General features: G+C 54.4%; 6 protein-coding genes. All 6 read right to left on the reverse strand.

What is annotated here, in order from left to right; genetic code table 11:
• Nucleotides 1-140: 140 nt before the first annotated feature.
• Nucleotides 141-1691, reverse strand: coding sequence for an alpha-L-fucosidase (locus CA13_RS07525; protein ID WP_419194053.1), 1551 nt, complete (start codon nucleotides 1689-1691; stop codon nucleotides 141-143).
• Nucleotides 1692-1772: 81 nt separating this feature from the next.
• Nucleotides 1773-5345: a glycoside hydrolase family 88/105 protein gene (locus CA13_RS07530; protein WP_146395314.1), complete on the reverse strand. Its 3573-nt coding sequence runs from the start codon at nucleotides 5343-5345 to the stop codon at nucleotides 1773-1775.
• Between the two features lie 393 nt (nucleotides 5346-5738).
• Nucleotides 5739-6599, reverse strand: a complete 861-nt coding sequence (locus CA13_RS07535) for a sugar phosphate isomerase/epimerase family protein (protein ID WP_146395315.1) — start codon at nucleotides 6597-6599, stop codon at nucleotides 5739-5741.
• Between the two features lie 40 nt (nucleotides 6600-6639).
• On the reverse strand, nucleotides 6640-8265 hold the full coding sequence (locus CA13_RS07540; RefSeq protein WP_419194054.1) for a Gfo/Idh/MocA family oxidoreductase: 1626 nt from the start codon (nucleotides 8263-8265) through the stop codon (nucleotides 6640-6642).
• A complete protein-coding gene (locus tag CA13_RS07545) occupies nucleotides 8266-11835 on the reverse strand; it encodes a WD40 repeat domain-containing protein (protein WP_419194055.1) in 3570 nt (1189 codons plus the stop codon).
• A gap of 147 nt (nucleotides 11836-11982) precedes the next feature.
• On the reverse strand, nucleotides 11983-12342 hold the full coding sequence (locus tag CA13_RS07550) for a SpoIIAA family protein (RefSeq protein WP_146395317.1): 360 nt from the start codon (nucleotides 12340-12342) through the stop codon (nucleotides 11983-11985).
• Nucleotides 12343-12397: the final 55 nt, after the last annotated feature.

Consider the following 12397-nt stretch of genomic DNA (forward strand, 5'->3'; position numbering starts at 1 on the left):
GGCGAAAGCCTTGTCTTGAAGAACGGCTACTGAGCTTCCCACTTAGGATCAAGCGAACAGTCAGTTTGGGACTTATAGGATTCACCATGGCGTAGGGCCAGTTCCTAACAAAAATGCGAAACTCATTTGCCGTTTGATACTTAGCGGTCTAGCTTCGGCAACTCGCCCCTGAATTGGATCTTTACGGGGTAAGCCAAGTCGTATCCCGGTTTGGTGGGCATCGTGATGTGTAGCCCGTTGTTGTCTTGGCTCCACTGTAGTTCTTCGTCGACGCCCAATAGACGCACCGATTTAATATTGCTTGTTTCAGACTTGTCTGCCTTAAGACTGATTAGTGTGAAAGTCTCGCCGGGCCAGTCCAAAGCTGTAGCGTAAAGGGTCGTGTTATCCTTGCTGCGTGTGTAACGGACTTTGATCTCTCGGCGATCGAGACCGTCGCGGTAGATAGAGAACGGTCGGGTGGCGTAGATAGCCTCGCCGTTCACTTTGAGCCATTTGCCCATCCCCAGCAACCGATTCATGTATTCGGGAGCGACTGTGCCGTCAGCCCGCGGGCCGAAGTTAAGCATCAGCACGCCGTTCTTACTGACAACGTCGACCAGCGTTTCGATTAGGTAGTCGAGGCTGTGATACTCGTCATCGGACGCATAGCCCCACGAGTGGACGCTGATTGATGTGTCGGTCTGCCAAACGTTCGATTGGATGCTGCCCATCCGGCCTCGCTCAATGTCGCGAACGACACAATTCGGCGGGTCGTCGTGGTCCTTGGAACACATGACGACGCCCGGTGCACCGAACTGGCCTTTCCCTTGCTCCACTGCCCGGTTGTACAAGTACGCTGCAAACTTCGGATGGTAGCCCTCGTCAGCTAGGCGGCCCGTGTCCCATCCCCAATCGAAGTAGTAAAGGTCGGGCTGAAGCTTATCGACCGCCTCGGTGGTACGCTTCCACCACCGGTCGATGTACGCGTCATCGACGACGCCGTCGGAGTACAGATCCTTGTACTTCTCGTTACCGGGCAGCTTGCTGTAGTTGGAGTGGTAGAACTTGAAGAAGGTCGCATTCCACGCCATGTGGTTTGAGACGCCGAACTTCAGGCCCCGCTTGGTCATCGCCTCCTTCACCTCGCGGCATAGGTCGCGTTTCGGGCCCTTGTCAACCGAATCCCACTCGGTGTGCTCTGAATCGTACAGCGAGAAGCTATCGTGGTGTTGAGCCATCATACAGAAGAACTTGGCTCCTGAGTCGACCGCCATATGTGCCCACTCCTCGGCGTCGAAATTCTCAGCCTTCCACTGATCGGCGAAGTCGTGGTATCCGAACCTCTCGGGTCCACCATACGATTCCAAGTGGTGCTTCGCCTGTTTAAGGCCACGCGAGTCGTAGAAGTCGTTGATAATCGTGTTGGGGTCGTTCTTCTTAGGACGAACATCGGGCCCCTTCTCGATGCTGTGCATCCCCCGGCCATACCACTCCGCAGGGAATCCATCGCCTCGATACGCGGGAACCGAATAGATGCCCCAGTGCGGCCAGATGCCGAACTTGGCGTCCTGATACCACTCGGGCACTTCGTAATTGCCGCGGATCAAATTCCAATCCGGCTGGTAATCTTCAGCCACGCACGGTGTAAACGAGAATGCAAAAACAACAAGGGAAAGCAGTTGAATCTTGATGGGTGAATAAAGTGTCATGCTGAATAAAAGTTCGAGGCAAATAAAGATCATGCCGACGATCGACATGATAGCGGGAGGGCTCTTTGGCACGCCCAAATCTCAGGGGCGGATGGGAGCGATACGGTAGCGGGCAGTGGTTCCCTTAACGTCACAATTGAGCAGTTCGACGATTCCATTGCGATGGTTCAACTTCTGGCCAGACCGAACCAATTCGGTATCGGTCGGTTTCAACATTTCAAAACGGACGCCTTTGCCACCAAGTTTCAAGCTGACCGAATGACGATCCATCTGGATGTCCGTCTTTTTCTCACCATCAAAGACCAGCATGGGGTAATCGATTCGCAGTTGTGATACGCCAGCGCCCTGGACACTGTTTTCCACCAGCACCTCATCGGGTGTGACCGTGAAAGTTTCGCTGGCCGTAACCGTACGATCCGCATTTGTATTTGCATTCGAGTCGACCGACTCGCACGTGAATCCGGCCAGCCAACAACGTTTTGAATTGACAAGATCCGCTGGGATGAAAGTATAGACATCGATCGTTCCATCCGCAGAAGCCTGAGCCGTCCCCATCGGTTTGCGTCCCTGATGAATCAAGGGATGATAGAAGCTTCGACGTGCGACGTCCCCCGTCAACTCCGTCATGCCGCGACTCAAGACCGCATCCGTTTTGTTCGGGGTCAGGCCGCACAGAACTTGCCACCTTTCATCGTCACGGAACCCGCTTACCGCACCGACGGCGTATTGCTGGTTTGGTTTGAGTCCCGAAATCGTCGTCTTAAGCTCGCAGCCCGAATTCATTCCCGTTCGGCTTTGGACTTCGTAGATGTCGTGGCCATTGAATGTTCTTTGAAACCATTTGCCGATCTCAGCCGCACCGGTCGAATACCAGGAAGCGGTGCCGTTTAGGGCAACCGTATTCGCCTGCGTCACGCCAACGAAAGTACCGGAGGCGTTCTGATCAAGCCGGTAGCTCACCTTAAAACGCACTTGGTCAACTGTAGCATCGAGAACCTCGACGGTTGGCTCTTGCCCAGTCAGTTCCGCCAATTTGATCCAATCGCCATCCGCACTCTTCCAGGCGGGTCCGACCGCAAAAAGCTGATCCTTGCCGCTATAAAATGCCGCACATCCATCGGACGGTCCGAGCTGTGGGTTGCCATCCTTTAGGTGAATCCGCAACAGGCCGGTTGGATTGTATTTCTGGTCGCCGCTAATGTCATATTCCAAGTAGGTGCCACCAGCATTGGCGAAGACCTTGTGGAAGTTTGGGATCTCAAAAACGAATCCGCCAACATCCGCGGGACAAGGTTTCTCTGCGATCCCATCCTCTGCGAACTGCCACGCCTGAGCCAGCATCGAACAGGCCAACATGTTGTAGCAAGTATGGACAGAATAGGTTTCGTATCCATGCTTGGCCTGGATGGGGTAACGGTTCTTGACGATATAGCCCGAGCCATCGGGACGAATCCAATTCTTAATGGAGGATAACGAAAGTCGCGCGGCCCGTTTGAAGGCCCCCGCCTCGGTCACGCGTCCGACCTTTGCGTAGGCCGACGCATAGATTTCAAAGATCACCGCCTGCTCGGCCTCATTCCAGACATGCTGACTACTGCGGTATCCGGTCGGCAATTCACCGAAGGGCGATTGCATGAACAGAGACGTCCAAGCACCGCGCCATAGAATATCGCGGTACGTGGTGTACGCGAACGAACGATATCCTCGCTGCAGCATCCCCGCCAAATAGTGCCGGGAAAACAAATCATACGGCAAGGGATCGCCGTGTTCGCTATACATCCCGAATGATGAAAAATTCGCCAACTGCATCGTCAGGCAATAGTCCACATACCACGGATCAGCAAACCCATGCTGAACCCTTCCCCATTCGCCGGCTACATTGACAAGGTTCCAGTTATTGGCAAAGTCCGAACCGTAGGTCTGGTAGAAGCCCCTGTGGTCCGATGGATCAATCGGCTTGCGGTAAACGTTGTAGGCACTCTCGGGGACAATCTGGCCAAGACTCGTGCTCCAAGTGTCCTTGCGTTGCTGCGAAGCCGTTTTGTCAAACAACTCAAATGCTAACACGATCGGCCAAGTGAAAAAGTCACCATGTCCGCCCGCTGCCTTCGCGTTAGCCATATCGTCGAGCGCAACATCCAGGGCCTTCATGCCGCTTTCGACGACATCGTTCGCTATCGGATAACCAGCCTTGGCTAGCACGGCAACACTATGCGCATAACAGGGCGTCGTGAAATATTTTTCGACTCCTTCGACGGGGTCAATGATGCGTCCATCGTCATCCTGATATTGACGCATCACCAAGACTTGCCCTGCGATCACGTCGAGATAATCCTTCCTGGTGAGATTGGTCGGAGTGAAATCCTGACTTGGTTGGTGCTTTTGGAATTCATTGATCTGCTTGTTCAGCGGGTGGTCGCGAGCGACGAGTTGATCGCTCTTGATTGCCGACGGCGGCAGCATTTCACTTTGTTTGAGAATCGCGGCTTTGATTTTCGAGGGCGTAATCACACCGTCTCGGACCAGCAGGTAGACCTGACCGCCGGCGGTCAGCAGCGGGCCGACGGCGTACTCTTGAGTGCTTTGGGGATGCGACGGCCGCGGTTGGGCATCGATTGGCTGCACCCAGCCCAATCGGCCATTGGGATGGATCGCACTGACGAGTGCATTCCAGCCTCGGATGATTACCGGCAGGTAAGTGGCCTGATCCAAGATCCCTTCGCGCACGCCCCAAGCGTAGCCTGCGGTAAAGAATGCCGTGCCGCTGCTTTCGGGCATCGTATAGTGCCAGGGATCATCCAGGTTGGCCCGCCAAAAACCGTCATCTCCCTGACGCGACGCCAGCGACTTTGCCATGCGCCGATACAAATCAACATACCGGTCGTAATTCGGAGCGTCCTTTGGCAAATGTTTCAGAACTCTTGGCAACCCGGCAAACACCCAACCGTTGCCCCGTGACCAGAAGATTTTTTTGCCGTTAGGAGATTCTTGTCCGATGTAAGAAGGATCGCGATAGTAGAGGTCTTCGTTCTCGTCCAGAATTTTATCCGTCACAGTCCAGAACGCATCGTTCAAGTAATCCAGATACTTGTCGTCGCCCGTTGCCTTGTTCAACATCGCAAACATTGGAGCCGCATACAGTGCGTCAGCGTATACGCGTTCAATATCCGTTGGATTGGGCGCATGCCCATACCAAACCTTTCCCACCTCGGGCGCGTATGGCAAGTCCGCACCGAGTCCGTCGATCGTGGGAGTCGTCTTTTTGGGATCGGGGTCAAGCAGATAGAGTTCTGCCCAGGTCATCGCACAAAACAGTCGGTTGAATCCCGATCTTTCTTCTCCAAGTCGCCATTGGTGTTTCTCGGCCCATTGCCCAGCCTGATTGAGATATTCAACGTCTCCCGTTGCATGATACGCTTCCATCACGCCGGAATACCAAGTGGCTCGCACCCAATTGCGATCGCTTTCACGATAGGGGTTATCGACGGTGTATTGATTCGCCCGTTGCATTACCTTCAAAATCTCTGATTCACTAAAGGGGTCAGCGGCGGAAGAAAAACTCGCAGGACATAGCAGAACTGCGGCGATCAAGAGACTCCATCTCGCAAGACGCAAGACGCACGTCACGCACCAATTTCCTGACACTAAATACATGTTCGTTCCTTCTGTTGGCAAATCAGCTTGAAGCGTTGTTCGTTGTTGTTGGGTCGTCGATTCATTCTTCGTAGTAGAACAAACCGTTTATCCGTTTCATCATACCAATACCGAAATCACTTTCATCGTGCGAGGACGCTTCGAATCCATCACGATCGAAACCACCATTCGATTCGACGGAAAGTTGTTGAGGCGAAATCGATATACAACTTCGACCGAGTCTATGAATACCGAGGCAAAAAATTGTGTAGAGCGACAATTTCCATCTATCAAGTTAAGTTTCTCGCGAGAAGATCCTGTGGCATCCTCTCGTCATGAGTTTGGAGGCAGCACGCCTATTCAACCTCAAGATCGATTCGGAGGTTACAGCCGGACGAAACGCGACATCCGTGTTCAGACCGTCAAGTTGTGCAGATAGGCCGCACTGGGCGTTAGCAGTTCTGCCCCCATCTCGACGAAGTAGTTCTTTACTCCCGCCGCATTGGCCTCGGAGAAAAGCTCGTCCCAATCCACAACCCCTTGCCCGATGGGGACGGCCTGTTTCTTTTCCGCCGAGTAGTCGGCCAAATGAAGGGAGATGAAACGCCCAGGGTATTTCCGGAAATAGGTAACTGCCTTGTAGCCGATGTTGATCACCGCCACCTGGAACTGCATCTTGACCAAGTCGGGGTCGAGCCGCTCCATCAGCTCGTCGTAGATGAGCGTCCCGTCGATCTGGGCGAATTCGAAGTGGTGGTTGTGAAAGGCGAGCTGGATGCCCGCGTTCCGGGTGCGCTCACCCAGCCGGTTGCATGCCTCCGCCGACTTCCGCCAATCATCCAGCGTGGCGTCCTTTTTGAGCCAGAAACCGGAGACGACCATCTGTGTTAGCCCCAGCTCTTGGGCGTACGCGACCCGCTCATCCAGATGCTCCTGCAGTTCGACGAACGGGTAATGGCAACTTTCGCAGCTAAGACCGGCCGCACCGATCGTCTCGCGCATCTGTGTAGCAGTGAGCTTCGTCAACGACTCCCAGCTCTTTCCGTAACCGTGTGGCGAACACATCTCGATCGACTGAAATCCCATCCCCGCCAACCGACGTAGCGTGCCCGCGAAATCCTGGCCGATCGTGTCCCGCACGATATAGGTTTGGACGCCGACGGGCATCTCGATCGGATTCGCTCGCGCGGCTCCCGGCGTACCGCACGCTACCAGTGCCGCCCCGGCCGCCAATCCCCCTTGGCCCAAAAACCTTCGTCTCGTTATCGCTTGCATCTGTCTTTCCCTTTCCTCGTGTGGATTCAGTTCCGGGGGCTCAGATCTCCCACCCTTTCCGGTATTTACGCGTCAGAAACTTCTCCGCCCTCGGCAAGTTGGTGATTTTCCTATTGGCCGCATCCCACAGCAAACGCTTGCCACCGAGCCGCAACGAAATCGCGCCGAGATTGAAAGCCTCCGAAATCGGCCCCGCCAACAGGAAGCTGCCGCTAGTCGCTTCGCCGCCCTGAAAGGCTTTGACCCAGTCTAGGTTCACCGGCGTCGGCGCGGGCATTTCGCTCGGCTTCTCTCCGGAAAGCAGCCGTGGATTGTTGCCCAGGAACCCGGCCAGGATCTTGCCCTTCTCGCCGACGAGCATCATTCCCTCAGCCGGCAATTCGGCGTTCTCTCGTTCAAGTTCTTCGGGCGTGCGTGGACGCATCCCGCCGTCGTACCAGTAAAGATCCATCGCAGGACGTTCCCCCTTGGCTGCGAACTTGAAGCGGATCGTCGACGCCGCCGGGAATGAATAGTCGTTGTGGATCTTGACGCTGACCTGATCCCGGAGCGTGCACACGTGGCTTGGCGTGGACTCCACCAATACCGGCGCGTCGAGGCCGAATTCGGCAAACACGCGCCACAGGCTGTAGTGCCCCATATCCGCAACCGCCCCGCCGCCGAACTCGTACCAGCCGCGAAACACTGCGTGGGTATAATTCGGATGGTAGGGCCGATCCAGCGAAGGGCCCAGCCACAGATTCCAGTCGAAGTCCTTCGGCACAGGCGGCGTGTCGGTGGGCAGTGTCGCGTATTGCGGCCAGACCGGACGGTTGGACCAGTTGTGGATTTCGAGGAGCTTGCCAATCGCCCCCCCGCGAATTAGCTGAGCAGAGATCGATACGTCCCCACCGGAGCTGGACGGAATGAAATGTGTGGCGACACCGGTCTGGCGGGCGGTCTCGATCACCTGACGCGCCTCGATCACACGGTTCGCGAGCGGCTTGTGCATCAGCACACGCTTGCCGGCCTTCATCGCCGCGATGGCGATCGTCGCATGCAGGTGGTCCGGCGTCATGATCTTCACGGCGTCCAGACCCTTTTCCTTGTCCAGCAGTTCCCGATAGTCGGCATACTTCGCGCAAGCCTTGAAGTTGTCCGCGGCTCGCTTGTTGGCGTAATACAGATCCGTCATTTCCGCACCGACGTCGCGTCCGCCTGGAATCGCTTGTCCGGATCGCCAACTAGGCTTGCCGATAACGTTTGCGATACTTTTCCGCAGGCCATCTCGCGACCAATCCACGTAATTGTCGCTATCTTGATTGGGATCACACACCGCCACGACCTGCACCTCGGGCGTGGATAGCAGACCCGCCATCTCACGCAGCCCCTGCGTACCACAGCCGATCAGCGCTATCGTGAGTTTGCTGTTCGGCGCAACCTGTCCCGAGAAACCCAGTACGTGACTGGGAAGAATATTGAACGCCGCAGCGGATGCGCCAGCCGACTTCATAAAAGTCCGTCGAGTCATCGCATTTTTCCCTTGAGTTGAGACCTGCCCCATCTCTTGCCGTTTTTCGATAGACGGCATTGTACCGTCTTCTCCATCGCGTTGGTTGCGGCAACGGACGAGAAACAGTCCACGTATCCCTTCGTTAATGTCGTCTGGACGGATTTCTACCGTCATCTATGGCTGTTCTTGCATTGGCCATACAACGCGTTGACTTGACGATCCGAGGTGCACGACGCCACCTGACTTTGACAAAACAGGCCGCTCCACGGGGGAGCCACTAGAAATCGAGAACACGGCCGCAATGGCCCCGTCGCTCACATCACACAACACTCTCCTCTTTTCATTGGCGCGGGATCCTGTAAGCATCCAATCCCCCGCCTGATCAAACGAAATGAATTGTGACTCTGGCATCCGTCGGGTCCACTGCGATTCCCCTCTCTCGACGTCCCAGCATTGAACCAATTCCATGCCATCCCCAAAGGATTGCCCGGCGATGATGTGGTTTCCATCGGGGGTCCATTGCAACCAGTTAACGCAAAATTGCGTGTCCAGTGTCTTCACTTTTTCGAGCGTACGCGGATCGCGAAGGATGACACCAGCGAGACTTCTTTGGCCAGTCGCAACAAATTGACCGCTTGGCGACAGTCGTGTTAGTAGATGACTGCCGTATTCAGGCTGATACCTCGCCAAAAGTTTGCCCGATTGTCCGTCAAAGACAATCATGGCCCTGCCGTTGTCGTTGACGCTCACGAATTGATCTCCGCGATCCATCTCGATTCCGGACACGTGAATTCCAGCTACGGCAGAACTTGTCCAAATCTTCTCAGCGGTCGTGGCATCGAGTAGTTCAATTTGTAGTTGATTGTTGGCCCTGCTGCCTTGACGCGTTTTTTCCGAATAAATGGCAACACATTTTCCCGATGGCGACAATGTGCTTTGGTAGCTGTCAAAAACTTTTGGGTACGCCTGGATTATCTGGTGGTTCTCGTCCAACAACACCGGCCTTCGCTCGTTGTCATCAAACGCGAATTGCCACTTCCAATCTTCACTGCGCGGCCCCAGTTCGTAACGACGCAGAAACTTCGATTCAGCCGAACGCCAATCGACTTTGTAGTTGACATTGATGCGTTGCTTGGCATTCCGCAACCACATATTCGATTCTTTGAACTCATAGCCCGGCCAGTGATGCTCGTTCGACGAATGGTTGATCAACACGAGTGGCCAATTCGCCTTGGGCCGCTCCGCCGCTTTCGTTTCAGAGTTTCCAGAGCTTTCTAGGTTTCCAGAAGATTCTGGGCTTTCGGGAAAGAGCAGTGGACCTTCGTAAGGCGGTACGCGGCGGACCTCTCCGCGATAAACATCCGCAGCCTCGACGGTTGTGGTGTGCTTTGGAAAGACCAGTTCGACCGTGTCATGGTGGCCGTTTTGGGTGGCAAGTTCACTACGAAGATCCCACAGCGCCGCACCGTCATCCGCAGCAGAAAGCAACATGCACGCATCGGGGCTGAAGGCCAGATCGTTGATTCCGAGACGATGACCATCAATTGAAAAACGTTGTCGTGGCGGTTCACTAGACGGGGCCGTTGGTGCGTCCCAAATCCAAATCTGACTGTCGGTTGTATCGCTCGTCCCATTTGCTGCTGCGAGAGTGTTTCCATCGTCGGATAGTGCGATGCAAGTGATCGGCGTCTCCGACTGATGAAGCGGTTGCACACGATTCTGCTGCAGGTCGACAAGAGCGAGCCAACCGGTTCCCATCACATTGCGAAACACATTCCGAAACACATTCCGATCAAAGTCATTCGGATTCCGCGCGGATTGTCCGGCAACAAACAGTCGCTTTCCCCCTGGGCTGATCTGGATGGCAAGAGGATCGCCCGGCAGAGGGCCGATTCTTTGCAGGATTGCGCCCGTCTCCACGTTGACCTGCTCAATCCCATCGTTCGTCGCAATCAAGATGGTTTCACCGGTGGGATCGAAACAAACGCATGCGGCATTGATATCGAGCGATCTGGGTTCGTCTTCGCTACGACGATCAATCAGCACGACTTTTCGCGTTGGCAGTTCACGCGTCCAGTAGCGGTTTTGTTCCAGCACGATGGCGATTGAGTTCGTGTCTGGGGAGATGTCCGCGCTGAGCATACTTCCGTTCCAGCTAAAGCTCTGCCGCCACTGAATCGTACTTGTTCGCAACGACACGATGCCAACTTCATTGTTGCCTTGAAAGAAAACGGATTCGCCCCGATCCATGAACTTCAATTTCCCGAAGCCACCCCAACGTCGCTGATGTCCGTCGTTCAGTCTCGACAAAAACCCATCCGCCCAGCAGAAATTGCCATCGGGTGAAAAGGTCACATCGTGTACAGCAAGGCGTCGATCGTCGGCCCGCCAAAGCGTCTTGCCGTCCGGTAATGCTCGGACCTGAACTTCGCCACCACGAACGATGAAATGTTTGCCGTCTGGATAAAGAAAAAAATCTTGATGTTGACCACCCATTGTCCCGCGTTGTAGCCAATCATCTTGCGTGAGTTGCTTTCCGGTCGAAATATCGTTCAGTCTCCAAACTTGCTCCAAGCCATCGTCAACTCCATCGGGCCTTTCCATGGCCATCATGTAGCTTGAGGCATCGACTCCGTACCGCACTGCTGCGACCGGCATTGGCGGAGGGTCGATCTCGCGATTCAGTTGGCCCGTTCGGAGGTTCCACTGCAACAAATGAGTCAACCGTCCGCCGGGATCAGCTGCAAAACCATCGACCTCCATTGGCGGACTCGCATCAGGCTTTTGCACCGAGGCCAACAAACGCTTTCCACGGGGATCGATGTCAAAGTCGCGAAGTGTTCCCGCAAATTTGATCAACCGCTGTCGACTTCCCGAGCGAACGTCAATCATTTCGATCTCGCTTGACGCCGACGTTGGAACCGGACTGGTATCCGAACGTCCGCTACATTTTCCTACCGCGATCAGTTTTTGATCTTTCGAGTAGCGCACGATTCCATTGGCGGGAAGTTCGCAAATCAGCTCTGCGTCGTCGATTTGCATTAACCCTGACCGACGCAACGTCTCGCCTAGCCGAAAAGTGCGCTGTGTCAAAAGCAGTCGGTCGTACGCTCCCACAAAAGAAAATTCCCACCGGAACGCCCGAGGCGTTTCCGGTCGATCAAACGGAAAGTCAATCTGATGCGAGATGAATCCCGTATCGACGTTCAAGATTAGAAAGTCAGAATCCACTGCGGCATCGAAGCATCCGTCACGATTTTCGACCGCGACGAGTGAACCATCATGACTAATACAAGCTTTTAGTTGCAGGTAGGTTTGCGGCGACGTTGGAAGTTTCGGTTTTGCTTTCCAACGAGCAAGCATGTCGAGCGAGTTGGTCGCCAAAACGGAGATCTCGTCCGCCTGAAGCCGCAGCAGACGTTTCGAGTCTTGGCTGAAGGACCATTGCGACTTCCCCGACGGCCAATGCTTGATTTCCTTTCGATTGTTCAGATCGTAAACGATCGTCTCGGTTTGAGTCTGGGCAATCGCGAACCGTCCATTGGGTGAAACGGCATGAACCAACGGAACGGTGACACGTGAATCGATCCAAGTCAGGAACCGCGGATGATCTTCTGGTACCGCAGGCAACACCGCATTGGTCGGACTGTCCGATGAACGGACGCAACCGACCAAAGCGACAAGAGTTGAAAGGACCAAGCCAACCAAAGGAAGAATGAAGCGTTCTCGATTTAGTTTGCTCATCGTACCTTCGTTGCCTGCTAAAGTTCTCAAAACCATCTTTGACGTTCAGCTTAGCTGTTTTTGAGTCGGGAAGGTTTCCCGTAGCCCGCTGATTCAAACAGGAACGGCAAGTTGCATTTGCGAACTTCTGCCTAACAACGCATGCAATTACTCGACAAGCCAAAGGCGGGCTTCGTCGATCTCGCTAACGTCGAAATAGCGAATTTTAGCGGTCGTGAACGGTCTGCAGAACATAGCCATACCGCGTTCCCATTTCTTTTCACCTACGATCGCCAAACGCTCAATATCATTGAAGTGTTTGACATCGAACTTGATGTCTTGCCACATGGCACCCGCATCCCATCCGTGAAAATCGTGCATGGCAAAAAGAATACGAATCTTCCCGTATTCTTCGATCTGGCGTTCCACCGACGGCAAGAACAACTCATAGGCCTCTTGGTCAAGTTTACCAGAAGCATGAATTTCCAGAATGTTTTCTTGCTGGACTTCGTTAATCGTGACAGACATGGCATTCCCTTATGTTTTTGCGTAAATCGAAATGACCGCGTTTGACTAAACGGCG

The organism is Novipirellula herctigrandis (genome assembly GCA_007859835.1).
Lineage (GTDB): Bacteria > Planctomycetota > Planctomycetia > Pirellulales > Pirellulaceae > Novipirellula_A > Novipirellula_A herctigrandis.